Source organism: Paraburkholderia sp. J7 (genome assembly GCF_905220155.1).
GTDB lineage: Bacteria > Pseudomonadota > Gammaproteobacteria > Burkholderiales > Burkholderiaceae > Paraburkholderia.
Genome location: NZ_CAJMYZ010000001.1, coordinates 62,106 through 89,091, shown reverse-complemented (window position 1 = coordinate 89,091; position 26,986 = coordinate 62,106). Strand labels below are relative to the sequence as shown.

Genomic DNA, 26,986 nt, shown 5'->3' with positions numbered 1-26,986 from the left:
TCTAAATCCACTTAAACGCGCGCTTTTAGCCGCCAAGCAGCGCGTCGGCGAATTCCTCGGCCACGAACGGCTGCAGGTCTTCGACCTTCTCGCCCACGCCGATGAAATACACGGGAATCGGGCGTTGGCGCGCGATCGCAGCGAGAATGCCGCCCTTGGCGGTGCCGTCGAGCTTCGTCACGATGAGGCCGGTGAGGCCGAGCGCGTCGTCGAACGCCTTGACCTGCGCGAGCGCGTTCTGGCCCGTGTTCGCGTCGATCACGAGCAGCACCTCGTGCGGCGCACCGTCGAACGCCTTGCCGATCACGCGCTTGACCTTCTTCAGCTCGTCCATCAGATGCAATTGCGTCGGCAGGCGGCCCGCGGTGTCGGCCATCACCACGTCGATGCGGCGCGCGCGCGCGGCGCTCACGGCGTCGAAGATCACCGCGGCCGGATCGCCGCTTTCCTGCTGCACGACCGTCACGTTGTTACGCTGGCCCCAGATGGCGAGCTGTTCGCGTGCGGCGGCGCGGAAGGTGTCGCCCGCGGCGAGCAGCACGCTTTGGTCGAAGCTCTGCAGATGCTTCGCCAGCTTGCCGATACTGGTGGTCTTGCCCGCACCATTCACGCCCGCGATCATCATCACGAGCGGCTGGGCGCGACCGAGCATGAGCGACTTTTCGAGCGGCTTGAGCAAGTCGATCAGCAGCTCGCGCAGGGCGTCCTTCACCTGTTGCGCTTCGGTCAGGCGCTCGGCGCGCACTTTCTGGCGCAGCGTTTCGAGCAGATATTCGGTGGCATCGACGCCCGCATCCGACATCAGCAGCGCGGTTTCGAGCTCCTCGTAGAGGTCGTCGTCGATCTTCGCGTTGACGAAGATGCTCTGGATGTTCGAGCCCGTTTTCGAGAGCCCCGACTTCAGGCGCTTGAGCCAGGATTGCTTGGCGGCGGCCTCGAGCGCGGGCGGCGGGACGATCTCGATGGTTTCCGGTTCGTCATCGCTGGTGGCGCTCGCTTCCTGCGCCGGGACAGGCTCGACCGGCGCGGCCTCGGCCGCAACTACAGATGGCGCGGGCGACGCTTCGCGCGCCGTGCTGGCGGGTGCTTCATCGGCCTCGTCCGGCGCCTCGAGCGTGGCTTCGTCCTGCGCGTTCTCGGCCGGCGCGTTCTCGGCGTCCTTCGAGCCGCGGAATCGTTTGAAGAAACTGAACATGGTCTGGGGTGGGTCAGGCGCGCTGCGGGTCGGACCGAGGGGCGGTCAGCGACGGCATGGGAAGAGGTAACGCGCGGAAAACATGGCATTTTATCAGGCACATTACCTGGAGTCGCGGCGGCGTCGCCGCACGGTCCTTGCGGCGTGCGCGCGGCACGTGCGCGCCCCTGTGGTAACGTGCGCGCATTGGAGGGTGCGATGTGGAAGCGTCGTGCCCGAACCCAGCAGTCGAGTTCCGCCGGCAGATTGACTGCCAGCGGTCAAATGCACGCAGCCGTACGACCCAACGCATGACCCGTTCCTCATCCTCACGTGGCCAAGGCGGCCGTTCCCATCAGTCCGATCCGCGCGCGCGTGGCGGCGGCGGAACACACACGGTCCGCATCATCGGCGGCGACTGGAAGCGCACGCCGCTGCCGGTGCTCGATCTCGATGGGCTACGCCCGACCCCCGACCGTGTGCGCGAAACGCTCTTCAACTGGCTCGGCCAGCGCCTCGACGGCCTGCGCTGCCTCGACCTGTTCGCGGGCAGCGGCGGCCTTGGCTTCGAGGCGGCTTCGCGCGGCGCCGCGCGAGTCGTGATGGTGGAGCGCAGCGCGCGCGCCGCGGCGCAGTTGCGCGCGAACCAGGCGCGCCTTGGCGCGCGCATGATCGAAGTCGCGGAAGCCGACGCGCTGCGCCTCGCGGCCAATCTCGCGCCAGGCTCGTTCGATGTAGTGTTCCTCGATCCGCCGTTCGGTGACACCGCGCTGCTCGAGCGCTCGCTCGAACTGGCCGCGCCGCTTGTTGCCCCGGGCGGATGGCTCTACGTGGAGTCCGGCGAGCCGGTCGATCCGGCTGCACGGCCCGCGCTGTCGGGCTGGAGCGTGGTGCGCGAGGGCCGGGCGGGTGCGGTTCACTATCATTTGCTGCAGCGCGAAAATGAGGAATAATGCGCGTTCGATAAGAAGCGGCGGGCGGCCTGGCCGTCACGCACGCATATGTGCAAGCATCGCCACGGCACTGCATTGCACCCCATTTCTGTTGAGAGGAGAAGCCTCATGGTAGTCGCCGTGTACCCCGGCACCTTCGACCCGCTTACGCGCGGCCACGAAGATCTCGTGCGGCGCGCGTCGAGCATTTTCGACACGCTGGTAGTCGGCGTTGCGGACAGCCGCAACAAGAAGCCTTTCTTCTCGCTCGACGAGCGGCTCGAGATTGCCCACGAGGTGCTCGGCCACTATCCGAATGTCCAGGTCATGAGCTTCAAGGGGCTTCTGAAGGACTTCGTGCGCACCAACAACGCACGCGTGATCGTGCGCGGGCTGCGTGCGGTGTCGGACTTCGAGTATGAATTTCAGATGGCGGGCATGAACCGTTATCTGCTGCCCGACGTCGAAACGATGTTCATGACGCCTTCGGACCAGTATCAGTTCATTTCGGGCACGATCGTGCGCGAAATCGCCCAGTTGGGTGGAGATGTCAGTAAGTTCGTGTTTCCTTCAGTGGAAAAGCGCCTGCAGGACAAGGTGGCCTCAATGGGCGGCCCGGTTACGAAGGCGTGAACGCGCGGCGAAAGCAGCGTAAACTATAGGGCTAAGCAACGTGTGAGCCGGCCTTCGCGCTGGCAGGAAGTGAGATAAGCATGGCCCTGATGATTACCGACGAGTGCATCAATTGCGACGTGTGCGAGCCCGAATGCCCGAACGACGCGATCTCGATGGGCCCGGAAATCTATGTGATCGACCCGGGCAAGTGCACCGAGTGTGTCGGCCATTTCGATGAGCCGCAGTGCATTCAAGTGTGCCCGGTCGAGTGCATCCCCAAGAATCCGGAGCATGTCGAGTCGCCGGAGCAATTGATGCAGAAGTACCACGCGCTGATCGCGGCGAAGAACGCCGCCTGAATCTCGCAGAATCCTTCGGGAATAAAAAACGCGCCAACAGGCGCGTTTTTTATTTCATCTTGCCGTCTTCTTACGCGACGATGGCCTTCAAGGCATCGACGAGCGTGTCGCATTCGGCATCGGTGCCGATCGAAATGCGCAGATGCTGGTTCACGCGCGGCGCGTTGAAATGGCGCACGAAGATCTCTTTTTCGCGCAGTTTGGCGGCAATTGCCGCCGCGTCGTGCGCAGGATGCTTCGCGAACACGAAGTTTGCCGCCGAAGGTACGACTTCGAAGCCGAGTGCAGCGAGCGCGGCCGTCAGACGCTCGCGGCTTGCGATCACGCGCGCGCTTGTCGTCTTGAGCCATTCGGCGTCTTCGTAAGCGGCCGTCGCGGCGGCTTGCGCCAGACGGTCGAGCGGGTACGAGTTGAAGCTGTCCTTCACGCGGTTGAGCGCGTCGATGAGATCGGGATGACCGAACGCGAAGCCCACGCGCATGCCCGCGAGCGAGCGCGACTTCGAAGTCGTGTGCACGACCAGCAAGTTGGGATAGCGGTCGATCAACGCGATGGCCGATTCGGCGCCGAAATCCACATAGGCTTCGTCGATGACCACCACCGATTCCGCACTCGCCGCGACAAGACGCTCAATTTCCGCGAGCGGCAGCGCGTGACCCGTGGGCGCATTCGGATTCGGGAAGATCACGCCGCCATTGGGCTGCAGGTAATCGTCGACGTTGATCGTGAACTGCGCGGTGAGCGGCACGGTGCGGTACTCGACCTCGTAGAGCCGCGCGTAGGTCGGGTAGAAGCTGTATGTGATGTCCGGAAAGAGGATCGGCTTGTCGTGCTTGAGCAGCGCCTGGAACGCGTGGGCCAGCACCTCGTCCGAGCCGTTGCCGACGAACACCTGTTCCGCGCGGATGCCGTGATGCGCGGCCACAGCGGCGCGCAGGCGCTTCGCGACGGGGTCGGGATAGCGGCGCAGCGACTCGCCCGTTTCGCCGAGCTCGTGGCGGATCGCCTCGAGCACGCGCGGGGAGGGCGCATAGGGGTTCTCGTTGGTGTTGAGCTTGACCGGCTTCGCGAGCGCGGGCTGTTCGCCCGGCACGTAAGGCACGAGCCGGTTGACGATGTCACTCCAGTAACGACTCAAGACGCTCTCCTTGTTTCAACCATTGCGATGCAACTGCATCACCGCGCGTTCGGCCTCGCCCTTCACGAATGTCGGCATCACGGCGAGCGCGCGCTCGATCGAGGCGTCGATCACATCCTGCTCTTCGCGGCGCGGCGGCTTGAGCACGAAGTTCGCGACATCGGGCTTGGCGCCTGCGCGCGCGCCCTCGGGAATCAGATCGCGCGGATGGCCGATGCCGATGCGCAAACGCCAGTACTGCTGCGTCGACAGATGCGCGGAAATATCCTTCAAGCCGTTGTGGCCGCCGCTGCCGCCGCCGAGCTTGAGCTTGACGGTGCCGGGCGACAGATCGAGCTCGTCGTGCGCGACGAGGATCTCATTGGGCAGGATCTTGAAGAAGTTCGCGAGCGCGACGACCGATTGCCCCGAGCGGTTCATATAGGTCTGCGGCTCGAGCAGATGCACTTCCTCGCCGTAGAGGCGCGCCTTCGCATAGTGGCCGTGGAAGCGCCGCTCGTCGCGCAGCGTCGTGCCGGCTTCGCGCGCGAGCTGGTCCACGAGCCAGAAGCCCGCGTTGTGGCGCGTCGCCGTGTATTCGGCGCCCGGATTGCCGAGCCCGACGATCAACCTGATCATTGTGGTGTTCCGCCTGCGGAAATCAGTCAGTCGACCCGCAAGTGTACGAAAAAGTGCGAAAAAAAACCCGCCGGGGCGAACCGCGGCGGGTCACGTCGTCCGTTTCAGGGAAACGGATCGAGAGGATCGGCTCGTTGAAGCCGCTGCGCTTACTCAGCAGCCGGCGCTTCTTCGCCTTCAGCAGCCGCCTGGGCGCCAGCCGGCACGGGTGCCGACGCGACGACCGGGTTTTCGCTCTCAACGTGCGGGACCAGCGTCACGCCTGCGGGCAGGGTGATGTCCTTGGCGTGCAGCGATTGGCCGGCTTCGATCTTGGCGAGGTCGACTTCGAGGAATTCCGGCAGTTGGCCCGGCAGGCACTGAATTTCGATTTCAGCCAGAACGTGCGAGATGATCGCGCCACCCAGCTTCACAGCCGGGTTGGTTTCCTGGTTCATGAAGTGCAGCGGCACCTTCGTGTGGATCTTCTTGTTCGGATCCACGCGCTGGAAGTCCACGTGCAGCACGAGCTGACGGAACGGGTGGTATTGCACGTCGCGCAGCAGAACTTGTTGCGACTTGCCGGCCACTTCGAGGTCGAGGATCGACGAGTGGAAGGCTTCCTTCTTCAGGGCGTGCCAAAGCGCGTTGTGGTCGAGTTCGACCAGTTGCGGCTCCGAACCAACACCGTACACGATGCCAGGGGTCTTGCCAGCATTGCGCAGGCGGCGGCTCGCACCCGTACCTTGCAGGTTACGCTCGAAAGCGATGACTTTCATTTGATTCTCCAATGCACTGCCCGCGACCAGGCAGTAAAACGGGGCCTTTCCAGCCATTGCCTTGTGAGGCCCCCAGCGATGCAGCGCGAACCTTCGTCCGTTCGCGCCGATTACGTGCAAAAGCGCGGCGCTCTTGCGAACACCGCGCCTTGCGCGTCAATTCTGATCAGCTTTCCGCGAAGAGCGACATCACCGAGTCGCCGCGACGGATACGCGAGAACGTTTCGGCAAGAAGTCCTGCGCTCGTGAGCGCGCGGATCTTCGCGCACGAACGCGCTTCGGCGCCCAGCGGAATCGTGTCGGTCACAACCAGTTCGTCGAGCGCCGAGGCGGCGATACGCTCGCCTGCGCCACCCGAGAGAACCGGGTGCGTGGCGTAAGCGAAGACCTGCTTCGCGCCGCGTTCCTTCAGCACTTGCGCTGCCTTGCAGAGCGTGCCGGCGGTGTCGACCATGTCGTCCATGATCACGCAGGTGCGGCCTTCGACTTCACCGATGATGTTCATCACTTCGGCGACGTTCGCCTTCGGACGACGCTTGTCGATGATCGCGAGATCGCAGCCGAGTTGCTTGGCGAGCGCACGGGCGCGCACCACGCCGCCGACGTCCGGCGAAACGACCAGCAGGTTCTCGTGATTCTGCTTGCGCAGATCGCCGAGCAGCACGGGCGTAGCGTAGATGTTGTCGACGGGAATATCGAAGAAGCCCTGAATCTGGTCGGCGTGCAGATCCATCGTGATGATCCGCTCGACGCCCGCGATTTCCAGCATGTTCGCCACGACCTTCGCCGAGATGGCGACGCGCGCCGAACGGGGGCGGCGGTCTTGACGGGCATAGCCGAAGTAGGGGATAGCGGCTGTGATCCGGCCTGCGGATGCGCGCTTGAGCGCATCGACCATGATCATCAGTTCCATCAGGTTGTCGTTGGTCGGTGCGCAAGTCGACTGAAGGACGAAGACGTCCTTGCCACGCACGTTTTCCTGGATTTCGACCTGGATTTCACCGTCGGAAAAGCGGCTAACCATAGCCTTGCCGAGGGGAATACCGAGGATCTTGACGACTTCCTGGGCAAGCGCGGGATTCGCGTTGCCAGTAAAAACCATCAGGCCGTCATGGCTGCTCATCATGCACCTGCTGCGGACTTGGGGGGCGGAGAGGAACTACTTAGGCGAACTGCCCTGGGTAACCCACAGAGCGAACTGCCTGGAATTTTTGGCAGGGGAGGAAGGACTCGAACCCTCGCATGCCGGAATCAAAATCCGGTGCCTTAACCAACTTGGCGACTCCCCTACACTCAACTTCGAGCCTGGCTGACCGGTAGGTCGATCAACCACGCAAAACTATGCCGCGAAAGCGAAGAGTGGATGTGTATTCAGACTCGAGGCTACCGCGCTTCTCCAGTCCGGTTGCTCCGTAAGCAGTTTGGCTTGTGCCGATTCTGCTTCGGACCGACTGGCGAATGCTGCAAAAACGCTGGCACCCGATCCGGTCATCCGCGCTGGTGCGATGCTATTCGAGACACTCTCAAACCATCGAAGCACCTGCGCTACTTCCGCGTATTTTCCTGCGACAACCGCTTGCATGTCGTTATGGCCGAAGCTTTCTGGCCATCCCTTTTGCGTTGCTTGCTGTGCAAGAAAGACTGCTATTGTGCAGGCCTTTGTGTCCCTTGTCAACGATTTTTCTGAAAAAATCTCGGCAGTCGGAACATGAACCCGCGGCGTCACGACCAAAAAATGACGCGGGGGCAATTGTACAGCCTCCAATGCTTCTCCAACACCCTCCGCGAATGCATTTTTCCCGAACACGAAGAAGGGTACGTCCGCGCCCAGCTTGAGTGCGAGTGCCTGCAGTTCTTCGCGCGGCAAGTTGAGTTTCCAGAGGCGGTTGAGCGCGAGCAGCGTCGTGGCCGCGTCCGAGCTGCCGCCGCCAAGACCGGCGCCCATTGGCAGCCGCTTTTCGATATCGATCTCGACGCCTTCGCTCGTGCCCGTGTGTTCCTTGAGCAGCGTCGCCGCGCGCACAGTGAGGTCATGCTCGGCCGGCACGCCTTCCACTTCAACGGTGCGCGTGATGCGGCCGTCCTGGCGGCGCGTGAAATGCAGTGTGTCGCCCCAGTCGAGCAACTGGAACACGGTCTGCAAATCGTGATAGCCATTGGGACGGCGACCCGTGATGTGCAGGAAGAGATTGAGTTTCGCGGGCGCTAGGCAGTCGCGCAGCGAGTCCTGGGTTTCGATCATGATGCTTTACGGATGCCTGAATCCTGGCCGGCGCATGCCGGCCAGATATTGCTGATGAGAGACAGTAACTGACAGTAACCGGCGCGCTTACTGGTCGAGCACGAGCTTGATCTGGAGCGGCGGATCTTCGCGCGTGAGATTGACGCGCTTCACGCCCGTGCCCGGCGTGTCTGCATAGGCGACATAATCGATGGTCCAGCCGTCCTGCTCGATCTGCGAAAGCCGCTGCGGATTCTGCGGGTCGGGCGTGGTGCGCGCGTGCGACGAGGGCGCAACCGATGGCTGCAGCCAGTAGCGCAGCCCTTCCACGGGCAGTGCGAAGCCAAGCGCCTGCTGCATGAGCGTGCTCACGTTGTCGGCCGTGAGCGGCTGGCGGTTAGGCAGTTCCAGCGTGGCTTGCGACGGCGCGGACGTGACGAGCGCGAGCGTTTGGCCGAGCGGATTGAGCAGTTGCAGCGTCACCGTGGAGTCGGTCTCGCGCCAGTCGAAGTTGCCGTACGCGTTGCGCTGCTGGCCGTTCTGGTCGACGTACTGCACAGCGAAACGGCCATGATAGGCGCGGCTCGTTTGTGTAGTCAGCGAGGTCGTGGCGTTCGAGGTGGACGGCTGGCGCGGCGGCTGTTGCGTGGCGCAGCCCGCGAGTACAAGGAGCGCTGCCGCTGCTGCGCCAAGCGACGCGCGCCGCACAAAGCGGGCGGCGCGCGCAGCGGATAGTGCCTTTGAGGAAACCGAAGTGAAAAAATCTGCCATCAGAGATCGTTGACCTGGAGGCGCTTGAGCGTCTTCAGGAGCGTGTCGTTGTCGGGTTCGAGCTTGCGGGCCTCGCGCCACGCTGCGCGTGCGCCGTCCTGGTCGCCGTTCTTCCAGAGCACTTCGCCGAGGTGCGCGCCAATTTCCGCGTTCGGCTGGAGACTGTAGGCCTTGCGCAAGAGCTTGATCGCGTCGGCATTGTCGCCCAGGCGGTATTTCACCCAGCCCACGCTGTCCATGATGAACGCGTCGTCCGGGGCGAGCGCCGAGGCTCTTTCAACCAGCTTGTCGGCTTCCTGCAGGCGCTGGTTGCGGTCCGCGAGTGAGTAGCCGAGCGCGTTGTAGGCCTGCGGATTGTCAGGCTGCGTCTTGATCAGCTTGCGCAGTTGCGCTTCCATGATGTCGTAATGGCCGTTCTTTTCCGCGGCCATCGCGTAGTCATAGGTGAGGTCCGGGTCGTCCGGGAAGTCGGCGGTCGCCTTCGCGAGGCGTGCCTCGGCTTCCGGGTAGCGCTTCGCGTCGAACAGGATCGCGGCGTCTGTGCGCGCGATCAGCGCCTGGTCGCGCGGGTCTTCGGCCTGAATGCTCGCGAGCTGGCGGCGCGCGTCGTCGGTCTTGCCTTCCTTGTCCAGGATTTGCGCACGCGTGATCTGGGCCGGCACGTACTGCTGGCTGCTCGGCTGAATCTTGTCGAGCCACTTCTGCGCACCGGCATCGTCCTTCTGCTCGACCGAGAGTTGCGCGAGATAGATATAGGCCTGACCGGGGTCCGCGGCCGGATTCTTCTCGGCCAGTTGTGCGTATTGCGTCAGATACTTCTGCGCAGCGTCGAACTTCTTCTGCTGCACGCTGATGAGCGCAAGCGCCATGAGCGGCATCAGGTCGTTCGCGTTCTCCTTGTGCAGGATCTCGAACTGCTTCTGTGCGTCGTCGAGTCGGTCGGCGGCGAGATACGTTTGCGCGAGTGCAAGACGGCCTTCGCGCGACTTCGGGTTCTGCTGGACGTACTTCTCGATCGACGCAATGCCTTCGGCACGCTCCTCCGGCCCCATCTGCGCGAGCATCAGCGCGGCGGGAAGGTAGTCGGGCTTGAGCGAGAGCGCCTGCTCGAACGACTTGCGCGCGCCGGGCACGTCGTCGGCGAGCAGTTGCTGGCGGCCGATCGCGAGCTGCGCCTCGGGGCGGTTCAAGTCGTCCTTGAGCAGCGTCTTGAGCACATTCAGGCCGCCCACGCGATTCGGGCCGCGCGACAGCAGAAGCTGCAACGAGAGGATGGCCTGGCCGCGGCTGTCAGCCGGGACTTTCGCCAGTTCGCGCGCGAGCAGCGGCTGGGCGTCGTCGGGCTTGCCGGCGAGCACGAGCAGCGAGGCGTCGAGTTGCGCGGCGCGCTCGGAGTCGGGCGCGTACTGCTGCCAGAGCTGGACCGCGGTCAGTGCGTCAGAAGGGCTTTGCGCCGCGAGCGCGATTTCGGTCGCGCGCTGCGCCATGCGCGGGTCGTGCGTGTCGCGCGCGAGCGCGAGATACGTTTGAAAGGCGGGCGCAGGCTGGTCGCGTTGCAACGCGATTTCCGCGGCGAGCACCTGGAAGACGATCTGGCTCGACAGCGGTACGCTCGGGAGATCCTTCTTCTCGTCGGGCGAGGCGGGACCGAATGCGTCCGGCATGGTGACGGAAGTGTCGTCCGTGTCGGGGGACGGATCCTGCGCATACGCGCTCGACGTGGTCAACGCCCAGGCCGCGAGAACGGCGGCCCCGACGAGGCGACGCGCAAAGGCGGCAGGCATGCTGGGCGTCGTGGGACGCTTCGCGAACAGCTTAACGAAAGACAGTTCCATGGAATTCCGTCGAATGTTTCGGTCGATTGTAACGCGCTGGCTACAATACGCGCACAACGCGCACACACGTTTACGCAAGTTGCAGACCAACCCGGACCAGCATCGGAATCAGGCCGCCAGACATGCCAGAGTTGCCAGAAGTTGAGGTTACCCGAAGGGGGATCGAACCGTGGGTCGCGGGCCGCCGCGTTGAGCGTGTGGAGGTGCGCAACCCCTCATTGCGCTGGCCTGTGCCGGCCACGCTCGCCCGTACGCTGCGCGGCCGCACGATCCGTTCCGTTGGCCGGCGCGGCAAATATTTGCTGTTCGAGGTCGACGAAGGATGGTTCATCGTGCACCTGGGCATGACCGGCACACTGCGCGTGCTGCGCAATCTGCCCAAGCCTCCGGCCGCTGAGAAGCACGACCACGTCGACTGGTTCTTCGACGACTTCACGCTGCGCTTTCGCGACCCGCGCCGTTTCGGCGCCGTGCTCTGGCATCCGCGCGAAGCGGGCGACGTGCTCGGCCATCCGCTGCTGGCGGGGCTTGGCATCGAGCCGTTCACGCCGGCCTTTGACGGCGCGCTGCTCTTTCGCGAGACACGCGGGCGCAAGGTCGCCGTCAAGCAGGCGCTGCTCGCGGGCGACATCGTGGTGGGCGTCGGGAACATTTATGCGTCGGAAAGTCTGTTCCGCGCCGGTATCCGGCCGACGACCCCAGCCGGGCGTGTTTCGCTCGCGCGCTACGAACTGCTCGCGGACGCCGTGCGCGCCGTGCTCGCCTCGGCCATCGAGAAGGGCGGAAGCACGCTGCGCGACTTCGTTGGCAGTAACGGCCAGAGCGGCTATTTCCAGCTCGAATACTTCGTTTATGACCGCGCGGGCCAACCCTGTCGCGTGTGCGGCACGCCGATCAAGCAGATCGTGCAGGGCCAGCGTTCCACTTATTTCTGTCCGCGCTGCCAGCGGTAAGCACCAAGCTTTTCCATGTACCGAACTTCGTCCACCTCCGCGCCGCTGCCGGCTGGCGCCTATCCCGCTGAACTGCTCACCGGCTTTGCGCCGCGCCTGATTGCCTGGCAGCGCGAGCACGGCCGCCACGATCTGCCGTGGCAGAACACGCGCGACCCGTATCGCATCTGGCTTTCGGAAATTATGCTGCAGCAGACCCAGGTCTCGACCGTGATTCCGTACTACGCGCGTTTTCTCGAGCGCTTTCCCACGGTCGAATCGCTCGCCGCCGCGCCCGACGACGACGTGATGGCGCTCTGGGCCGGCCTTGGCTACTACTCGCGCGCGCGTAATCTGCACCGCTGCGCGCAGGTGGTCGCGCAAACCCACGGCGGCAAATTTCCGTCGACGGTCGAGGCACTCGCAGAACTGCCCGGCATTGGCCGCTCGACGGCGGCGGCGATCGCGTCGTTCGCGTTCGGCGCGCGCGAGACGATTCTCGACGGCAACGTGAAGCGCGTGCTTGCTCGCGTGTTCGGCGTGGAAGGCTTTCCTGGCGAAAAGCGCATAGAGAACGCGATGTGGACGCTCGCCGAAACGCTCGTGCCGGGTCCCAAAGCGAGCGACGCCGATGTAAGCGCGTACACGCAAGGCTTGATGGATCTCGGCGCGACGCTGTGTGGGCGTGGCAAGCCCGATTGTGCGCGTTGCCCGTTTGCCGGCGACTGCGTGGCGAATACGACGGGACGTCAGCGCGAACTACCCGCCGCGCGCCCGAAGAAGACCGTGCCCACGCGGCGCACTTGGATGCTCGTGCTGCTCGACGGCGACGCGGTGATGCTGGAGAAGCGCCCACCATCGGGTATCTGGGGCGGTTTGTGGAGCCTGCCCGAAGCGGCCGACGAACCCGCGCTCGCCGAACGCGCGCGTGAGTTCGGCGTGACGCCTGAGCGTGCGGCCTCAAGCTCCACGCTCGCGCCGCTTACGCACACGTTCACGCACTTCAAGCTCGACATCGAGCCGCGCGTGATCGAACTGAAGCGCAGCGTCGGGCCGCTCGAAGTGAATGATGGTCAGAGCGCATGGGTGTTGCTTTCCAATATCGACGCGTATGGGGTGCCTGCGCCGGTGCGCAAGCTGCTCGACGGATTGCGTGGACCGCTGATCTGAGTCAGCGAGAAAGCAGCGTCAACGTCGCATCAAAGCAGCTGATGCTGCTGCATGTAGTGATGCACGATTTCGATACGCGCGCCCGCGTCGTTCAGCTCCATGAGCTTCTGACGCGCGCGCAGTGCGATTGGCAGCACCTCGGCGAGACGGTTCGATACCCACGAGGGATCGCCGAAGCGAAACGGCTCAGCAAACGGCAGGCTCGCGGGATCGCGCTCGCGAATCGTCGCGATGATGCGCTCGAGCACTTCCGCGCACGCGCCGAATTGCGCAAGCTGCTTGCCGCCTTCTAGCGGTATGTCTTCGGGAATCAGTTCGGCCATACCCACGAGCAGGCCGTCGGCTTCCACGCGATGCGAGAGCAGATGAAAGCGCTGCGTGCCATGTGCCTTGATGTGCAGCATGCCGACGGTTTCGACATCGCATTGCTCGATGAGCGCGAGGCAGCCAACGGACTCCGGCACGGCGGTCTCGTCGGGCTGTGCGACTTCGGCGCCGCTTTTGAGCAGACACACGCCGAACGGCGTGCGCTCGCGCAGGCACTCGCTCGCCATGTCCAGGTATCGCGCTTCGAAGATCTTGAGCGGCAGCAGGCCGCCAGGGAAGAGCACCGTATGCAGCGGGAACAGCGGCAAATCGGCAAGCACGGCAGGAGACGAGGACATGGCGCAACGCTTTCGGTTAAGGGCCGCGCGATGCGCAGCCGGTTAGGCGATCAGCCGTGACGACTCTCCGACATCGAGAGGCGCGTCGCGGTGACGCACGATAACGTTCGACTCGCCGGCAAAGCGCGTGGCGAGCGTCTGGGCGATGAACACCGAACGATGCTGTCCGCCCGTGCAGCCAATCGCAACGGTGAGATAGCTGCGGTTGTCGGCGCGAAAATGCGGCAGCCACTTCGCGACGAACGCATAAACATCGTCGATCATTTCGTGGACGGCCGGCTGCGCATTCAGAAAGTCGATCACGGGCTGATCGAGCCCGGTGAGCGGCCGCAGACGAGCGTCGTAATGCGGGTTCGGCAGCGTGCGAACATCGAACACGAGATCCGCGTCGAGCGGCACACCGCGCTTGAAGCCGAACGATTCGAACGTGAGCATGAGCGAGCCGCGCTCGCCTTCGACGAACACCTTCACCCACTGGCGCAGCGCGTTGGAACTCAAGTTGCTCGTGTCGACCTGATGGCCGAATTCGGCAAGGTTCGAGACGAGTTCGCGCTCGTGCTCGATGGCTTCTTCGAGCGACTTGAGCATGCCCACGTTCGCATCGTGTGCGGCGGAGCCTGAAAGCGGATGGCGGCGACGCGTTTCCGAGAAGCGCTGGATGAGCGACTGCGTGCTCGCATTGAGGAACAGCACGCGCACGTCGTGGCGAAGCGCCAGGTCGCGGATCATCTCCGGCATGTCGTCGAACGACGAACTCGAGCGCGCATCGATAGCAACGGCGAGGCGTTCGTAGCCGTCGTCGCTGAGATATTGCGCGAGTTGCGGAAGAAAGCGCGGCGGCAGATTGTCGACGCAGTAATAGCCGACGTCTTCGAGCGCATTGAGCGCCACTGACTTGCCGGAACCCGAAATGCCGGTGATCAGGATGATACGCATGGGAGAGTCGATGAACCCGATTGGGTCATCATAGCATCCGATCCGCGCGCCTGTATTGGCTCTCCGGGCCGCAGAGGCTTGTTTCGAGGGCGCGCGCGGCGTGAAACGCGCACCTCGCCGGTCGCGCGTCGCCGGCCACGCGTCTTCGGGCGTCAGATCAGCTTGCCGGGAAACTGGCTGTCGGGGTCCTGCATGGCAAGACGCTGGCGGTCCATGAAGTCGCGCAGCGTGTCGATGCCGCGCAATTGCAGGATCGTGTTGCGCACGGCGGCCTCGACCAGCACGGCCAGGTTGCGGCCCGCGGCCACCTGGATCGTGACCTTGCTGATGGGCAGGCCAAGGACGTCCACGGTCTGGCTTTCCAGCGGCAGACGCTGGAACTCGCCGTCCGGGCGGCGCACGAGCTGCACGATGAGCTTGAGCTTCATCTTCCGGCGCACGGCCGTTTCACCGAAGATCGTCTTGATGTCGAGCAGACCCAGGCCGCGCACTTCGAGCAGATTCTGCAAGAGCGGCGGGCAGCGGCCTTCGACGAAATCGGGGCCGAGGCGCACGAAATCCACGGCGTCGTCGGCCACGAGGCCATGGCCGCGGCTGATCAGTTCCAGACCCAGTTCGCTCTTGCCGAGACCCGAGTCGCCCGTGAGCAGCACGCCCATGCCCAGAATGTCGAGAAACACGCCGTGCAGCGTCGCGCGCGGCGCGAGAATGCGCGACATGTAAAGGCGCAGGCTGTCGATGACGGTGGCCGCCGACATCGGCGTGGTGAAGAGCGGTGTGGACGAACGCGTACAACGCAGTACCAGCTCGGGCGGCGCGGTCATGCCGTCGGCGACCACGAGGAACGGCGGCTCGAGTGCGATCAGCTCGGCCATGTGACGCGAGCGGTCTTCGTCGGTTTGGCGCTGGTAGTAATGGATTTCGGCGTCGCCGAGCACCTGGATGCGGTTCGGGTGGATGAGGTTCAAGTGGCCGACGAGGTCCGCGCTCGCCGTGGCCGTGGCCACCGTTTCGGTCGAAAAGCCGCGTTCCCAGCCTTCGTGCCCCGTCAGCCAGCTGAGTTTCAGCGTGGTGGCGTTGTCGTCGAAGATGCTTTGGGCGTTGATGCTGGAAGTGTCCATGAGTCGGTGACTCCGCGAGATGACTCGCTTAACGGCTAACTAGATTGTGTGACCCGGTTGGCTCGCGGCTGCTTGCGCCTTGCGCTTCACCCCTGCAACGAGCTTCGGGCGCGCGCTCTTCGGCCGCGCGGACCCGCGAACGCGCCCCGCAAGACGCCGCGTATTACATCAAGGTTGCCACTGGGTGAGCAGGCGATGCAACGTTTCGCGGTCTTCTTCCGTATGGAGCCGCTCACGTGTTTCGCGATCCGACAACAGTTGTGCGATCTCGGACAGGATTTCAAGGTGCTGCTGCGTGGCCTGTTCCGGCACGAGCAGGAAGATGAGGAGCGAGACGGGCTGACCGTCTGGCGCTTCGAAGGCGATCGGCTCGGCGAGGCGCACGAAGGCGGCCTGCGGCTGCTTCAGGCCCTTGATGCGGCCGTGCGGGATCGCGACGCCTTCGCCGAGGCCCGTGGAGCCGAGGCGCTCGCGTGCGAAAAGATTGTCGGTAACCGTGCTGCGGGCGATGCCGTTCTGGTTTTCGAAGATCAGGCCAGCCTGTTCGAAGACGCGTTTCTTGCTGGTAACGGACAGGCCGACGACGACGTTCTCGATGGGAAGTATTTTGGCTAAACGATTCATGTTGGCAGGCGAAAACGTGGCCTGAATGCTCCACACCCCGACCGCTGACCGCCTAGGCGGCAGCTTTGGATCTGGCGACGAAGCCCGGTGCCGGGACCGTGGGGACCTGTTGGCGCGTTAGACCCCGTAATACGACTGGATCATTATAGAACAAGCGCTCACGCCGATGGTGCGATGCGCCACGCATGAGCGCAACCCTCGTGCTCCGGTTGCACCCAGCGGTAAAACCCTGCACTGCACCCACTCACGAAAAAGCCGCCCGGTTCGGGCGGCTTGGCTTCATGGGGCGGAGGATCAACTATCGACTCCAGCCCCGGTTCATGGCGCAGATTGCCACAAGGAACACTGTGGGATCACTGCGGCGGGATTTCGATGATGGGCGCAGGCTGGTGCTTGATCGCCTCATGTTGATGTCCCTGCACGCGGTCTTTGTGACGTACGACCTGGCGATCGAGTTTGTCGACCACGAGATCAATGGCGGCGTACATGTCGCCGTTCGCGCTCTCCACAAATATGTCCTTGCCTTTCAGATGAAGGTTCACTTCAACCTTCTGTCTCTTATCCTTTTCCTTATGGTTGTCGACCGAGAGGACCACATTGCCATCGATTACCTGATCGAAATGTCTTAGCACCCTGTCCAGTTTGGTGATCACGTATTCTCGCAACGCTGGCGTTACTTCGAGATGGTGTCCACTGATCTTCAGATTCATAGTGCTTCTCCAGGCTAATGGCCGCGTAACGCGTGAAGTGCGGCAATGCCGGTCGACTGTCTGCCAGTGCGCGGCTCCCCGAAAGGCCTGCGACGGCGGGCTAACTCGGCCGGCCATGTCCGCCAACGGGCGTAGCGACCGGAAAACGCTTGCTCCGTGAAAGCCGGAACAAGCTAAAGAGACTTGCGCAGATTGACCGCTGGAATCTTCAACGCCTCACGATACTTCGCGACTGTGCGTCGCGCGACCACGAAGCCCTGTTCCGCCAGCAGTTCGGCGATGCGGCTGTCTGAAAGAGGGGATTTGGTGTTCTCGGCTCCTATGAGTTGCTTGATGAGGGCGCGGATGGCGGTGGACGATGCAGCGCCTCCGGTGTCCGTTGAAACATGCGATCCGAAGAAGTACTTAAATTCAAGTGTCCCGAATGGAGTCAGCATGTATTTACCGGTTGTCACACGCGAGACAGTTGATTCGTGTAGGCCCAGCGTATCAGCAATCTCCCTCAAAACCAAGGGGCGCATGGCGATTTCGCCGTGCACGAAAAAGTTCTTCTGACGCTCGACGATAGCCTGCGCGACACGCAGGATCGTCTCGAAGCGCTGCTGGATATTCTTGATCAGCCAGCGCGCTTCCTGCAGCTGTTGGCGCAGCGAACCGCTGCCCGGGTCGCCGCGGTTATTGCGCAGAATATTCGCGTACAGATGGTTGATGCGCAGCTTCGGCACCACTTCCGGGTTCAGTTCGGCATGCCAGTTCTGGCCGGCCTTCTTCACGATGATGTCCGGCACCACGTAATCGGCTTCGGCCTTGCCATACGACGCGCCCGGGAACGGCTCGAGCGAGCGGATCATCGCATGCGCATCGCGCAGCTCGTCGTCGCCCGTCTTCAGTTGCTTGCGCAACCGCGTGAAGTCACGCGCGGCGAGCAGTTCCAGATGGTTCGACACGATCTCGAGCGCGAGCGTGCGCGTGGGCGACGAATTGACACGCAGCAACTGCAACTTGAGGCACTCGGAGGCCGAGCGCGCGCCCACGCCCGCGGGGTCGAAGCTATGCAGCAGCGCTAGCGCCGCATTGAATTCGTCGGCGTCGACTTCGAGCTCTTCAGGGATGTCGGCAAGAATTTCCTCACAAGTCGCGCTGAGGTAGCCGTCTTCGTCGAGCGATTCGATGAGGAACGTGATGAGCGCGCGGTCGCGCTGGCTCGCGTTCGTTTCGCGCAGCTGCGCCATTAGATGGTCGCGCAGCGTGGTGGTCGATTCGTGGATTTGCAGCGGCGGCAGGTCGTCGTCGTCGGAAGCGTTGCCGGAGCGGCCGTAGTCGTCCAGGTTCCACTGGCTCGCATCGCCGTTCGAGTCGCCGCCGAGGCCGTCGTACTCATCCACGCCGCGCGGCTCGCTCTCGCTGTTTTCGCCGCTGCCGTTGGATGCCGTGGTCGACCCGGTCGCGCCCTGCATCGGCTCGGCGCCCGAAGGCGTGGGCGGCTGCGCGATGACCGAGCCGTCCGCGGCCACGCGCAGCGGGCTCGCGATCCAGTCGTCCTCGTTCTCGAGCAGCGGGTTCTGCGCGATCGCCGTCGCGACCTCCTGCTGCAGTTCGAGCGTCGACAGCTGCAGCAGCCGGATGGACTGTTGCAGTTGTGGCGTGAGCGCAAGATGCTGCGAGAGGCGGAGTTGGAGGCTGGCTTTCATGGCGGTGTGCGAACCATTGTAAAGAGTTTGCCACGCGGACGAAACCACGGGACATTCGCAAAAACGAGCGTGTGCCGCGCTGCCGTGTGCCCGGAATTTGGTGCGCAAACAGGGTCGCCGCTCGCCCTGCCGTGCACCGTTTTGGGGGCAAGGTCGATACAGCGGAGTTACACGGGGAAACGCGAAAGATAAGGCCGGAAAAACGCGAATGCGGATCGCGCGCGCGGGCGGGCGCTGCGGTACTGCGGTGAATGGGCGCGCGAGGCGCGCCCTGGAGCTTACATGCGGAAGTGTTCGCCGAGATAAACGCGGCGCACGCTTTCGTTCTCGATGATCTCGCCGGGCGCGCCGGCCGCGAGCACGGTGCCGTCGCTGATGATGTACGCGTGGTCGCAGATGCCAAGCGTCTCGCGCACGTTGTGGTCCGTGATCAGCACGCCGATGTTGCGCTGCTTGAGGAACTTCACGATCTTCTGGATTTCCAGCACGGCGATCGGGTCCACGCCCGCGAACGGCTCGTCGAGCAGGATGAAGCTCGGATCGGTTGCGAGCGCGCGCGCAATTTCAACGCGTCGGCGTTCGCCGCCCGAGAGCGACAGCGCCGCGTTCTCGCGCAGATGCGCGATCTGCAGTTCGTCGAGCAGCGCTTCGGCACGCTCGGTGATGATGTCTTTCGACAGACGTTTGCCGTTGCCGTCCACCTGCAGCTCGAGCACCGCGCGGATGTTCTCTTCAACGGTGAGCTTGCGGAACACCGAAGCTTCCTGCGGCAGATACGAAAGACCGAGCGCCGCGCGCTTGTGAATGGGCAACAGGCTGATGGACTGGCCGTCGAGGTCGATCTCGCCGGCGTCGAGCGGCACGAGGCCCACGATCATGTAGAACGACGTGGTCTTGCCGGCGCCGTTGGGGCCGAGCAGACCGACCACTTCGCCGCTCTTCACGTCGAGCGAAACGTCCTTGACGACGGTGCGCGAGCCGTAGCGCTTCTTCAGGTTGCGCACGACGAGCGTGCTCGTCTTGCCGGCCAGCTGGCGGCCGTAGCTTTGGGGGGCGGTAACGGTATTCACTGTGGCGGCGCTTCCTGCAGCTTGGTGGACGGCGTGAGCGCTGCCGGGGCGCCGGCGGTCGGCTGTGCGCCGGTGGTGTTGCGCGGCGAGAGCATGGCGCGAACGCGGCCGCCGGGGTTGCCGGGACCTGCGACGTCCTTGCCCGACTTCGCCGTGTAGAAGTCGTTCTGGCCGTCGTACGTGACGACGCTGCCGTGGACCTGATCCATCACGGTGGAGAGGCCCTGCAGGCGGCGCACGGTGGCGCGCGTCGTGAGCGTGGTCAGGTCCTGCCTGCCGTCGTAGTCGATGCGCTCAGCCGTGCCGTCGACGTATTCGTCGAGGCCTTCGCGCTTCTGGCGGAAGTAGGCGAGCTTTTCGGCGGGCGTGCCCGGCGCGACGGTGCCGGTTGCGTACTGGTAGCCCTGCGGGTCCTGCGTCACGACGAGCTTGTCGGCCTTGATGAGGATCGTGCCCTTGGTGGCGACCACGTGGCCGGTGAAGACGGTCTGCTGCTTCAGATCGTCGTACGTCATGTTGTCCGCTTCGATATTGAGCGGCTTGTCCTTGTCGGCGCGCTCAGCGTGGGCCGTGGGCGCGAAGCCGGCGAACAGCAGCGCGCTGGCGAGCGCCATCAGCGCCGCGAAGCGTGCGCGGCGCGCGTCAGGCGAACGGCCGTTCAGTGGACGGGGAAGCGAATCGTTCATGCAATCGTGCCTTGCGTGGACGGCCCGGCGTTCAGGACGAGCCGCCGGAGTCAGCCGGGGCGATGGCTCCACGGACGTTGCCGAAGAGCTGGATGACCCGGGTGACATTGTTGTAGTTCATGCCGCTGGTGGCCGTCATGACCGACTGGCCGCGTCGAAGTTTAACCGGCTTTTCGGTCAGGATCACATCGTCGTTCACGAGCACTTTGAAATGCTCGGAATCAGCCCGCATTTCCGGGTCGCCCGCGCCCGCCGCGCGCAGAATGCGCGCGTCGTCGTACAGATTGACGATCGAGGCGTCGGCGTTGACCGTGCCGCGCAGCGCGGTGGCCGTGACGATCGGCTTGCCGGGCTGGAATGCGCGCACGGCCGGGTTCGTGAGGTCGCTGTTCTCGTCGTCCTCGTAGTGAACCATGTGCGTGGCCGTGAGCCGGTACTGCGTGGAGCCCGACTGGTCGAGTTCGGACACCGAGAAGTTGTCGGCGAAATAGTCGGGCGTATGCGTGAGCGCACGCGGCGCCGCCTCTTTTTCGCGCGGCTGGACGGCCTGCAGCAGCCACCATGTGAAACCGGCGAGCGCGGCGACGCACACGAGCGGCACGAGCGAGGTGAGGCGGAACTTCTGGTTCATCGCGGCATCCCGGCCAGCGGCGCGCAGGCCTCGGCGAGCAGGGCGTCGTAACGGTTCTGCGCGCGCAGGATCAGGTCGGTGACTTCGCGCACGGCGCCGTGGCCGCCTACTTTGTCGGACACCCAGTGGGCGCGCGACAGCACGTCCGGGTGGGCGTTGGCGGGGGCGGCGGCGAAGCCGCACTGGAGCATCACACCGAGGTCGGGCCAGTCATCGCCCATGTAGCCGCACGCCTCGGGCGCAATGCCCGTTTGCGAGAGCAGTTCGGCAAACGCCACGCGCTTGTCTTCCACGCCTTGCCACAGGTGCGTGATCTTCAGCTCCTTCGCGCGCACGGCGACGATTTCCGAGCGGCGCCCGGTGATAATGGCCGTGTCGATGCCGGCTTCGCGCAGGAGCTTCGCGCCGTGGCCGTCGAGCGAGTTGAACGCCTTCATCGTGTCGCCGGCGCCGGTGAAGAGCAGGCCGCCGTCGGTCAGTACGCCGTCGATGTCGAAAATCATGAGGCGCACACGCGCGGCGCGCGCGGTTGCGTCGAGTGGGGTAGCCATCAGATCACCTTCTTGGAAAACAGGTCGTGCATGTTGAGCGCGCCGATCAGCGTGCCCTCGGCATCGACGACCAGCATCTGATTGATGCGATGGCGCTCCATCAGTTCCACGGCTTCGACGGCAAGTTGATCCGGGCCGATGGTGCGCGGGCCTTTCGTCATGACCTGCGCGATCGGCAGGTCGCGGAAATCGCCCACGCGTTCGAGCACGCGGCGCAGGTCGCCGTCGGTGAAAATGCCGGCTACGTGGCCGTCGGCGTTGACGACCGCCGTCATGCCCATGCGCTTGGCCGTGAGCTGGAAGAGGGCGTCGCGTACGGTCACGTCGTCGCCCACCTTGGGGATTTCGTCGCCGGTGCGCATCACGTCGCGCACGTAGGTCAGGAGGCGCCGGCCGAGCGCGCCGCCCGGATGCGAGCGCGCGAAGTCGTCGGCGCCGAAGCCGCGCGCGTCGAGCACCGCCACCGCAAGCGCGTCCGAGAGCGCGAGCGCCGCCGTCGTGCTGGCCGTGGGCGCGAGGTTCAGCGGGCAGGCTTCCTTCTCCACGCCGGCGTCCAGATGCACGTCGGAGAGCTGGCCGAGCGTCGACTGCGGGCGGTTGCCCGTCATGCCGATGAGCTTCGCGCCGATGCGCTTGACGAGCGGCAGGATCGCCACGAGTTCTTCGGACTCGCCGGAGTTCGACAGGCCGATGAAGACGTCGTCCGCGGTGACCATGCCGAGGTCGCCGTGGCTCGCTTCCGCCGGATGCACGAAGAACGCCGGAGTGCCCGTGGAGGCCAGCGTGGCCGCGAGCTTGCGGGCAATGTGACCCGATTTGCCGATGCCGGAAACGACCACGCGTCCGCGGCAGCTGAGGATGAGGTCGACCGCGCCGACAAAGTTGTCGTCGAGCCGGTCGCGAAGCCCGCGCACGGCGTCCGCTTCGATGTCGAGCACGTCGCGAGCGAGCTTCAGTGCCCGATCGCCATTGATTTTCGCTATCATCCGCGGAGTATAGCAAAGGCGTCTGCGCGCCGCGCCAGCGCCCCCAGCGCCCAAACCCCGTGCGCGAGCCGCCTGGCTTGTCCAGCAAGCAGTTTCTCTGAGACCTTCCCATGTAGCCGCCTTTGCGTCGATCATTGACCCGGCGCCGGGCAGAATTTGCATTGCCGCTCACGCAGACCGCGGCCGACGAACGAGGACGCTTCACACGATGATCTCCCCGCTGGAAATGACGCTGTTCCTGCTGCTCGCCTCGGTGGTTGGCGTCGTGCTCTTTCGTTACCTGAATCTGCCGCCGATGCTCGGCTACCTCACGGTCGGCATTCTCGTGGGCCCGCGCTCGCTCGGCATCGTGCCGGACACGCACGGCGCGCAGAACCTGGCCGAGTTCGGCGTCGTGTTCCTGATGTTCTCCATCGGCCTCGAGTTCTCGCTCTCGAAGCTGCGTGCCATGCGCCACGCCGTGTTCGGCCTCGGGCTCTCGCAGGTGCTCGGCACGATCGTGGTGGCGCTGTTGCTCGGGCTCGTGCTGGAGCCGTGGGTCCATATCACGTGGCAGGCGTGCGTGGCGCTGGGTGGCGCGCTCGCCATGTCGTCCACGGCCATTGTCAGCAAGATGCTTTCCGAGCGGCTCGAAATCGAATCGGAACACGGCCGCAACATTCTGGGCGTGCTGCTGTTCCAGGATCTGGCCGTGGTGCCGCTGCTCATCGTGATCGCGGCGTTCGGCGGCTCGTCGGCTTCGCTCGTCGAATCGCTTGGCACCGCCGCCGTGAAGATCGTGCTCGCGCTCGGCATTCTGCTCATCGTCGGGCAGAAGTTCATGACGCGCTGGTTCAACGTCGTTGCGCGGCGCCGCTCGCAGGAGCTGTTCGTGCTCAACGTGCTGCTGGTCACGCTGGGTGCGGCGTTCATCACCGACAAGTTCGGCCTCTCGCTCGCACTCGGCGCCTTCATCGCGGGCATGCTGATCGCCGAAACGCCGTACAAGCACCAGGTGGAAGAGGACATCAAGCCGTTTCGCGACGTGCTGCTCGGCCTCTTCTTCGTGACCACGGGCATGCTGCTCAACCCGCACGTGATCTGGCAGCACCCCATCATGGTGGCGGCATTCTTCCTTGGGCCGCTCGTGCTCAAGGCCGTGCTCATCACCGCTCTCACGCGGATTTTCGGCGCTTCGCCGGGCGTGGCCATGCGCACGGGCCTCGGCCTCGCGCAGGCCGGCGAGTTCGGCTTCGTGCTGCTGAACCTCATCCTCGACAAGCATCTCGTCGATGCCACGCTGCTCCAGGCGATCCTCGCGGCCATGCTGCTGTCGATGCTCGCCGCGCCGTTCCTGATCCAGAACGCGGACCGCATCGTGCTGCGCCTCTCCTCGACGGAATGGATGCAGCAGTCTCTGATGATGACGCGCATCGCCACGCAAAGCATCAAGCAAAGCGGCCACGTGATCGTGTGCGGCTATGGCCGCGCGGGGCAGAACCTCGCGCGCATGCTCGAATACGAAGGCCTCTCGTACGTGGCGCTGGACCTCGACCCGGACCGCGTGGCGGCTGCCGCGGCGGCGGGCGAGTCGGTGGTGTTCGGCGACGCGGCGCGCCGCGAGTCGCTCGTCGCGGCGGGCATCCATCGTGCGGCAGCCGTGGCGATCACGTATGCGAACACGCAATCGGCGTTTCGCGTGCTCCATCACATCCACGAACTGGAGCCCACCTTGCCCGTGATTGTGCGCACGGTGGACGACGCCGATCTCGAACGCCTGCTCGCCGCGGGCGCGACCGAGGTGATTCCGGAGATCGTGGAGGGGAGCCTTATGCTCGCCTCGCACATGCTGGTGCTGATGGGTGTGCCGATGCGGCGCGTGGTGCGCCGCGTGGAGGAGCTGCGCGACGAGCGCTACAGCCTCCTGCGCGGCTACTTCCACGGCACCGACGATGTGGGCGAGGACGGTCACGAGCAGGTGCGGCTACAATCCGTACCGGTCGACGAGCGCGCCGACGCCGTGGGCCGTACGCTCGCGGAACTGGGCCTGTACGAACTCGGCGTCGAGGTGACGGCGATCCGCCGCCACGGCATTCGCGGCGTGGAGCCGGACCCCTCGACCAGGTTGCGCGAGGCCGACATCGTCGTGCTGCGCGGTTTGCCCGAGCAGCTCGCGCTGGCCGAGGAGCGGCTTTCGCGCCATCGCAAGCCGGGCGCGGCCGGTGCGGGCGCGGCGGCGGCCTGATACGCCGCCGTTGCCGCGATCGCCGGCCCGTCTCGACATCGCGCTTTCGGGGTCCTGCCCCGTTTAAACCATCCTGCCGTTCTTCTTTACTAGTCATTACCCGGAGAAATCATGTCCAACGCACCTGCGAACCCGAGCGCCGAAGCCGCCCAGTTCGTGAAGAGCCTCATCCGCACGGTGCCCGACTGGCCTCAGCCGGGAGTGCAGTTCCGCGACATCACGCCGCTCATCGGCCATCCGAAGGGCCTGCGCGTGCTGATCGACCTGTTCGTCGAGCGCTATGTCGACGCGAAGCTCGACTACGTGGCGGGGCTCGATGCGCGCGGCTTCATCATCGGGCCGATCGTCGCTTACGAGCTGAACGTCGGTTTCATTCCGATCCGCAAGATCGGCAAGCTGCCGTACAAGACCGTCTCCGAAACCTACCAGCTCGAATACGGCGAAGCGACGGTCGAAATTCACGAGGACGCCTGCGGCAAGGACGACCGCGTCGTGATCGTCGACGACCTGATCGCCACCGGCGGCACCATGATGGCCGGCAAGCTGCTACTCGAACGCCTCGGCGCGAGCGTGGTGGAGGGCGCCGCGATCATCGACCTGCCGGATCTGGGCGGCTCGAAGCTGCTCACCGATGCCGGCCTGTCGCTCTTCACCGTGACCGCCTTCGGCGGCCACTGAAACCCGAACGCATCACGCCACGAGTCGATCTCATGCCGAATTTCGCGCTCTTTCTCGCCACGTCCATCGCCATTACCTTCGCGCCGGGCCCCGACAACCTTCAGGTGCTCGCGCGCGGCATTTCGCAGGGCCGCGCCGCCGGTCTCGTGGCCGCGCTCGGCTTCGCCACGGGTGTGACGTTCCACATTACGCTCGCCGCACTCGGCGTGGCCGCCGTGCTGCGCTCGTCGCCGCTCGCATTCCAGATCCTCAAGCTCGCGGGCGCCGCCTATCTCGTGTGGATCGGCGTGAAGGCGCTGCGCAGCCAGGGCCTCGCCGCCGCCGGCGACCGGCCGCGCCAGCCGCTTGCCGCGATCTTTCGCCAGAGCGTGATCGGCAACATGATGAATCCGAAGGTGACGCTGTTCTTCGTCGTGTTTCTGCCGCAGTTCGTCGACTCGCATGGCGCGCAAAGCGTCACGCTGCAGATGCTCGAACTCGGCCTCGTGTTCATGGCGCAGACGGTCGTGGTGTTCTCGCTCTTCGGGCTGTGCGCGGGCACGATCGGCGGCTGGCTCAAGCGCCGCCCGCGTGCGGGCGTGTGGCTCGATCGCCTCGCTGGCCTCACCTTCATCGCCATCGGCATTCGCATCGCCCTGCGCGACTGATCTACGGAGTCCTGATCGATGACCTTGCCTTGCATTCTCGACGCGCGGCGTTTCGACGCCGGCGCGCATCTGCCGTTTCATATCGGCGACGAGCGCGTGGGCTGGATACGCCAGAACGACGTGGCGCTGCTTGCGCGCTGGCCCGACGTGTTCGAGATCGACGGCGATGCGGGCAGCGCGCGCGTGACGCTCGCCCCGCACTTCGATAGCGTCGATGCACGCAGCGCAGCGCTTGCCTCGGTGATCGGCGCACTCGCGGGGCAAGGGCACATTCCGGGCTGGCGCAACGAAACCTACGCGATCCGCAACGCCTTCGACGCGCCGCCGCTCGCCTTTATCGAACGCGCGGCCTCGCGCTTTTTCGGCACGATGACGTACGCGGTGCATCTGAACGGCATCGTAGAATACGCAGATGCCGTGTCGCCCGGCGCGCCGCAATTGTGGATCGCGCGGCGCAGCGACACCAAGGCCACCGACCCCAGCATGCTCGATAACGTCGTGGCGGGCGGCATCGGCTGGGGCTTCGGCATCGAGGCCACGCTCGTGAAGGAATGCTGGGAAGAAGCGGGCATCGCCGAGGACCTCGCGCGCGAGGCGCGCGCGGGACGCACCGTGCACGTGCTGCAGTCGCTGCCGGAAGGCACGCAGGCCGAGCAGATCTTCATCTACGATCTCGTGCTTCCGGCCGACTTCGTGCCGCACAACCAGGACGGCGAAGTGGGCGAGCATCGCCTCGCGCGTATCGACGAAGCCGCGCGCTGGATCGAAGAAGGTGCGATGACGGTGGACGCGAGCCTCGCAACGCTCGACTGCCTGCTGCGCCGCCAATGGATAGACGAAGACGCGTGCGAGGGCATAGCCGCGATCTTCGAACCGCCGACGCTGTGAAAGGGCGCCGGTTAAGGGGCCTGTTCCCGCTAAAAACAGGCTTGCGCTGGCCGCCAGAAGGGCCGAGCGCAAGGACTGCGACGAAGCGAATACTCGACGTATTCGTGAGGAGCGTGACGCAGCGAGCGGCCCTTCTGGCGGCCAGCCCCTGGAATGAAATTGTTTGGTTTGGGGAACGTACCTTGCCGGCCGCATTGCGGCGTCGCGCGTCGCTTGTTTGGCTCGGCCAAACGGCGCTCCTTGCTCCTTGCACTGCGACCGGCAAGGCACGTTCGCAAGCCTGTTTTTAGCGGGAACAGGCCCCGGAGCAAAGCCCAAAGCCCTTTTAGAAACACCAAAGTATTGACGGGAGTTA

General features: G+C 64.6%; 28 protein-coding genes and 1 tRNA gene. 9 read left to right on the top strand and 20 right to left on the bottom strand.

The annotated features are described in order from the left end of the window. Positions 1 to 25 precede the first annotated feature (25 nt). A complete protein-coding gene (ftsY, locus tag U5A58_RS00390; protein WP_321959892.1) occupies positions 26 to 1,195 on the bottom strand; it encodes a signal recognition particle-docking protein FtsY in 1,170 nt (389 codons plus the stop codon). 290 nt (positions 1,196 to 1,485) lie between these two features. Here ftsY and rsmD point away from each other — a divergent pair, with 290 nt between their 5' ends. The 3 genes from rsmD to U5A58_RS00375 all read left to right on the top strand — a co-directional run bounded on the left by rsmD (position 1,486) and on the right by U5A58_RS00375 (position 3,080). Then, positions 1,486 to 2,127, top strand: a complete 642-nt coding sequence (gene rsmD / locus U5A58_RS00385) for a 16S rRNA (guanine(966)-N(2))-methyltransferase RsmD (protein WP_321959891.1) — start codon at positions 1,486 to 1,488, stop codon at positions 2,125 to 2,127. Positions 2,128 to 2,235: 108 nt separating this feature from the next. Beyond that, positions 2,236 to 2,739, top strand: coding sequence for a pantetheine-phosphate adenylyltransferase (coaD, locus tag U5A58_RS00380; RefSeq protein ID WP_321907661.1), 504 nt, complete (start codon positions 2,236 to 2,238; stop codon positions 2,737 to 2,739). Positions 2,740 to 2,819: 80 nt separating this feature from the next. After that, a complete protein-coding gene (locus U5A58_RS00375; protein ID WP_321907664.1) occupies positions 2,820 to 3,080 on the top strand; it encodes a YfhL family 4Fe-4S dicluster ferredoxin in 261 nt (86 codons plus the stop codon). Between the two features lie 70 nt (positions 3,081 to 3,150). Here the strand turns inward: U5A58_RS00375 and hisC are convergent, their stop codons facing one another. The 8 genes from hisC to U5A58_RS00335 all read right to left on the bottom strand — a co-directional run bounded on the left by hisC (position 3,151) and on the right by U5A58_RS00335 (position 10,421). After that, positions 3,151 to 4,218, bottom strand: a complete 1,068-nt coding sequence (hisC, locus tag U5A58_RS00370; RefSeq protein ID WP_321959890.1) for a histidinol-phosphate transaminase — start codon at positions 4,216 to 4,218, stop codon at positions 3,151 to 3,153. Positions 4,219 to 4,233: 15 nt separating this feature from the next. Then, entirely contained in the window at positions 4,234 to 4,836 is a 603-nt protein-coding gene (gene pth, locus U5A58_RS00365) for an aminoacyl-tRNA hydrolase (protein WP_321934342.1), read from the bottom strand. Positions 4,837 to 4,985: 149 nt separating this feature from the next. Beyond that, positions 4,986 to 5,594 (bottom strand): 50S ribosomal protein L25/general stress protein Ctc, encoded by a 609-nt coding sequence (locus tag U5A58_RS00360; RefSeq protein WP_321907671.1) that lies wholly within the window; start codon positions 5,592 to 5,594, stop codon positions 4,986 to 4,988. A 166-nt stretch (positions 5,595 to 5,760) separates the two neighbouring features. Further along, positions 5,761 to 6,717 (bottom strand): ribose-phosphate pyrophosphokinase, encoded by a 957-nt coding sequence (locus U5A58_RS00355; RefSeq protein ID WP_321907823.1) that lies wholly within the window; start codon positions 6,715 to 6,717, stop codon positions 5,761 to 5,763. Between the two features lie 89 nt (positions 6,718 to 6,806). Then, positions 6,807 to 6,883, bottom strand: a tRNA-Gln gene (locus U5A58_RS00350). A 50-nt stretch (positions 6,884 to 6,933) separates the two neighbouring features. Beyond that, positions 6,934 to 7,836 (bottom strand): 4-(cytidine 5'-diphospho)-2-C-methyl-D-erythritol kinase, encoded by a 903-nt coding sequence (gene ispE, locus U5A58_RS00345; protein WP_321959889.1) that lies wholly within the window; start codon positions 7,834 to 7,836, stop codon positions 6,934 to 6,936. Positions 7,837 to 7,923: 87 nt separating this feature from the next. Beyond that, positions 7,924 to 8,586 (bottom strand): lipoprotein insertase outer membrane protein LolB, encoded by a 663-nt coding sequence (gene lolB / locus U5A58_RS00340; RefSeq protein WP_321907673.1) that lies wholly within the window; start codon positions 8,584 to 8,586, stop codon positions 7,924 to 7,926. Further along, a complete protein-coding gene (locus tag U5A58_RS00335; protein ID WP_321959888.1) occupies positions 8,586 to 10,421 on the bottom strand; it encodes a tetratricopeptide repeat protein in 1,836 nt (611 codons plus the stop codon). The genes lolB and U5A58_RS00335 overlap by 1 nt, the downstream gene beginning before the upstream one ends. Before the next feature lie 122 nt (positions 10,422 to 10,543). Between U5A58_RS00335 and mutM the strand changes: the two genes are divergently transcribed. Then, entirely contained in the window at positions 10,544 to 11,374 is an 831-nt protein-coding gene (mutM, locus tag U5A58_RS00330; RefSeq protein ID WP_321907677.1) for a bifunctional DNA-formamidopyrimidine glycosylase/DNA-(apurinic or apyrimidinic site) lyase, read from the top strand. 15 nt (positions 11,375 to 11,389) lie between these two features. Then, positions 11,390 to 12,523: an A/G-specific adenine glycosylase gene (gene mutY, locus U5A58_RS00325; RefSeq protein WP_321959887.1), complete on the top strand. Its 1,134-nt coding sequence runs from the start codon at positions 11,390 to 11,392 to the stop codon at positions 12,521 to 12,523. Positions 12,524 to 12,552: 29 nt separating this feature from the next. Here mutY and U5A58_RS00320 read toward each other — a convergent pair whose 3' ends face one another. The 11 genes from U5A58_RS00320 to kdsD all read right to left on the bottom strand — a co-directional run bounded on the left by U5A58_RS00320 (position 12,553) and on the right by kdsD (position 22,194). After that, complete coding sequence (locus tag U5A58_RS00320; RefSeq protein WP_321907680.1) at positions 12,553 to 13,188, bottom strand: LON peptidase substrate-binding domain-containing protein; 636 nt, start codon at positions 13,186 to 13,188, stop codon at positions 12,553 to 12,555. A gap of 42 nt (positions 13,189 to 13,230) precedes the next feature. Then, positions 13,231 to 14,124, bottom strand: a complete 894-nt coding sequence (rapZ, locus tag U5A58_RS00315; RefSeq protein ID WP_321907682.1) for an RNase adapter RapZ — start codon at positions 14,122 to 14,124, stop codon at positions 13,231 to 13,233. A gap of 152 nt (positions 14,125 to 14,276) precedes the next feature. After that, positions 14,277 to 15,245, bottom strand: a complete 969-nt coding sequence (gene hprK, locus U5A58_RS00310; RefSeq protein WP_028201859.1) for an HPr(Ser) kinase/phosphatase — start codon at positions 15,243 to 15,245, stop codon at positions 14,277 to 14,279. A 168-nt stretch (positions 15,246 to 15,413) separates the two neighbouring features. After that, a complete protein-coding gene (gene ptsN, locus U5A58_RS00305; protein WP_028201860.1) occupies positions 15,414 to 15,869 on the bottom strand; it encodes a PTS IIA-like nitrogen regulatory protein PtsN in 456 nt (151 codons plus the stop codon). A gap of 353 nt (positions 15,870 to 16,222) precedes the next feature. Continuing rightward, positions 16,223 to 16,579, bottom strand: a complete 357-nt coding sequence (gene hpf / locus U5A58_RS00300) for a ribosome hibernation-promoting factor, HPF/YfiA family (protein ID WP_028201861.1) — start codon at positions 16,577 to 16,579, stop codon at positions 16,223 to 16,225. A gap of 173 nt (positions 16,580 to 16,752) precedes the next feature. Continuing rightward, positions 16,753 to 18,270, bottom strand: coding sequence for an RNA polymerase factor sigma-54 (locus tag U5A58_RS00295; RefSeq protein ID WP_321959886.1), 1,518 nt, complete (start codon positions 18,268 to 18,270; stop codon positions 16,753 to 16,755). A gap of 278 nt (positions 18,271 to 18,548) precedes the next feature. Continuing rightward, positions 18,549 to 19,340 carry an LPS export ABC transporter ATP-binding protein gene (gene lptB, locus U5A58_RS00290; RefSeq protein ID WP_321959885.1) on the bottom strand — a complete coding sequence of 264 codons (792 nt, stop codon included), beginning with the start codon at positions 19,338 to 19,340 and terminating at the stop codon, positions 18,549 to 18,551. Next, on the bottom strand, positions 19,337 to 20,026 hold the full coding sequence (lptA, locus tag U5A58_RS00285) for a lipopolysaccharide transport periplasmic protein LptA (RefSeq protein WP_321959884.1): 690 nt from the start codon (positions 20,024 to 20,026) through the stop codon (positions 19,337 to 19,339). The genes lptB and lptA overlap by 4 nt, the downstream gene beginning before the upstream one ends. 31 nt (positions 20,027 to 20,057) lie before the next feature. Continuing rightward, positions 20,058 to 20,657, bottom strand: a complete 600-nt coding sequence (gene lptC, locus U5A58_RS00280; RefSeq protein ID WP_321959883.1) for an LPS export ABC transporter periplasmic protein LptC — start codon at positions 20,655 to 20,657, stop codon at positions 20,058 to 20,060. Continuing rightward, positions 20,654 to 21,208, bottom strand: a complete 555-nt coding sequence (locus tag U5A58_RS00275; protein WP_321959882.1) for an HAD family hydrolase — start codon at positions 21,206 to 21,208, stop codon at positions 20,654 to 20,656. The genes lptC and U5A58_RS00275 overlap by 4 nt, the downstream gene beginning before the upstream one ends. Next, entirely contained in the window at positions 21,208 to 22,194 is a 987-nt protein-coding gene (gene kdsD, locus U5A58_RS00270) for an arabinose 5-phosphate isomerase KdsD (RefSeq protein WP_321907693.1), read from the bottom strand. Before kdsD ends, U5A58_RS00275 begins: the two co-directional genes overlap by 1 nt. A gap of 208 nt (positions 22,195 to 22,402) precedes the next feature. On the opposite strand from kdsD, the gene U5A58_RS00265 reads away from it, so the two are divergent. The 4 genes from U5A58_RS00265 (at position 22,403) to U5A58_RS00250 (ending at position 26,631) form a co-directional block, all read left to right on the top strand. After that, positions 22,403 to 24,418, top strand: a complete 2,016-nt coding sequence (locus tag U5A58_RS00265; protein ID WP_321959881.1) for a cation:proton antiporter — start codon at positions 22,403 to 22,405, stop codon at positions 24,416 to 24,418. A 111-nt stretch (positions 24,419 to 24,529) separates the two neighbouring features. Then, complete coding sequence (locus U5A58_RS00260; protein ID WP_321907697.1) at positions 24,530 to 25,096, top strand: adenine phosphoribosyltransferase; 567 nt, start codon at positions 24,530 to 24,532, stop codon at positions 25,094 to 25,096. Between the two features lie 32 nt (positions 25,097 to 25,128). Beyond that, positions 25,129 to 25,743, top strand: coding sequence for a LysE family translocator (locus U5A58_RS00255; protein WP_321934335.1), 615 nt, complete (start codon positions 25,129 to 25,131; stop codon positions 25,741 to 25,743). A gap of 18 nt (positions 25,744 to 25,761) precedes the next feature. Further along, positions 25,762 to 26,631, top strand: coding sequence for an NUDIX hydrolase (locus U5A58_RS00250; protein WP_321959880.1), 870 nt, complete (start codon positions 25,762 to 25,764; stop codon positions 26,629 to 26,631). The last annotated feature ends 355 nt before the right edge of the window (positions 26,632 to 26,986 follow it).

Excerpts from the sequence above, each read along its gene's own strand:
- ptsN (WP_028201860.1), bottom strand. The coding sequence starts at position 15,869 with ATGAATCGTTTAGCCAAAATACTTCCCATCGAGAACGTCGTCGTCGGC.
- U5A58_RS00320 (WP_321907680.1), bottom strand. The coding sequence starts at position 13,188 with ATGTCCTCGTCTCCTGCCGTGCTTGCCGATTTGCCGCTGTTCCCGCTG.
- lptC (WP_321959883.1), bottom strand. The coding sequence starts at position 20,657 with ATGAACCAGAAGTTCCGCCTCACCTCGCTCGTGCCGCTCGTGTGCGTC.
- pth (WP_321934342.1), bottom strand. The coding sequence starts at position 4,836 with ATGATCAGGTTGATCGTCGGGCTCGGCAATCCGGGCGCCGAATACACG.
- lptA (WP_321959884.1), bottom strand. The coding sequence starts at position 20,026 with ATGAACGATTCGCTTCCCCGTCCACTGAACGGCCGTTCGCCTGACGCG.
- hprK (WP_028201859.1), bottom strand. The coding sequence starts at position 15,245 with ATGGACACTTCCAGCATCAACGCCCAAAGCATCTTCGACGACAACGCC.
- U5A58_RS00275 (WP_321959882.1), bottom strand. The coding sequence starts at position 21,208 with ATGGCTACCCCACTCGACGCAACCGCGCGCGCCGCGCGTGTGCGCCTC.
- coaD (WP_321907661.1), top strand. The coding sequence starts at position 2,236 with ATGGTAGTCGCCGTGTACCCCGGCACCTTCGACCCGCTTACGCGCGGC.
- U5A58_RS00335 (WP_321959888.1), bottom strand. The coding sequence starts at position 10,421 with ATGGAACTGTCTTTCGTTAAGCTGTTCGCGAAGCGTCCCACGACGCCC.
- ftsY (WP_321959892.1), bottom strand. The coding sequence starts at position 1,195 with ATGTTCAGTTTCTTCAAACGATTCCGCGGCTCGAAGGACGCCGAGAAC.
- mutM (WP_321907677.1), top strand. The coding sequence starts at position 10,544 with ATGCCAGAGTTGCCAGAAGTTGAGGTTACCCGAAGGGGGATCGAACCG.
- U5A58_RS00295 (WP_321959886.1), bottom strand. The coding sequence starts at position 18,270 with ATGAAAGCCAGCCTCCAACTCCGCCTCTCGCAGCATCTTGCGCTCACG.
- ispE (WP_321959889.1), bottom strand. The coding sequence starts at position 7,836 with ATGATCGAAACCCAGGACTCGCTGCGCGACTGCCTAGCGCCCGCGAAA.
- rapZ (WP_321907682.1), bottom strand. The coding sequence starts at position 14,124 with ATGCGTATCATCCTGATCACCGGCATTTCGGGTTCCGGCAAGTCAGTG.
- lolB (WP_321907673.1), bottom strand. The coding sequence starts at position 8,586 with ATGGCAGATTTTTTCACTTCGGTTTCCTCAAAGGCACTATCCGCTGCG.
- U5A58_RS00360 (WP_321907671.1), bottom strand. The coding sequence starts at position 5,594 with ATGAAAGTCATCGCTTTCGAGCGTAACCTGCAAGGTACGGGTGCGAGC.
- U5A58_RS00255 (WP_321934335.1), top strand. The coding sequence starts at position 25,129 with ATGCCGAATTTCGCGCTCTTTCTCGCCACGTCCATCGCCATTACCTTC.
- kdsD (WP_321907693.1), bottom strand. The coding sequence starts at position 22,194 with ATGATAGCGAAAATCAATGGCGATCGGGCACTGAAGCTCGCTCGCGAC.
- hpf (WP_028201861.1), bottom strand. The coding sequence starts at position 16,579 with ATGAATCTGAAGATCAGTGGACACCATCTCGAAGTAACGCCAGCGTTG.
- U5A58_RS00265 (WP_321959881.1), top strand. The coding sequence starts at position 22,403 with ATGATCTCCCCGCTGGAAATGACGCTGTTCCTGCTGCTCGCCTCGGTG.
- U5A58_RS00375 (WP_321907664.1), top strand. The coding sequence starts at position 2,820 with ATGGCCCTGATGATTACCGACGAGTGCATCAATTGCGACGTGTGCGAG.
- rsmD (WP_321959891.1), top strand. The coding sequence starts at position 1,486 with ATGACCCGTTCCTCATCCTCACGTGGCCAAGGCGGCCGTTCCCATCAG.
- mutY (WP_321959887.1), top strand. The coding sequence starts at position 11,390 with ATGTACCGAACTTCGTCCACCTCCGCGCCGCTGCCGGCTGGCGCCTAT.
- U5A58_RS00260 (WP_321907697.1), top strand. The coding sequence starts at position 24,530 with ATGTCCAACGCACCTGCGAACCCGAGCGCCGAAGCCGCCCAGTTCGTG.
- U5A58_RS00250 (WP_321959880.1), top strand. The coding sequence starts at position 25,762 with ATGACCTTGCCTTGCATTCTCGACGCGCGGCGTTTCGACGCCGGCGCG.
- U5A58_RS00355 (WP_321907823.1), bottom strand. The coding sequence starts at position 6,717 with ATGAGCAGCCATGACGGCCTGATGGTTTTTACTGGCAACGCGAATCCC.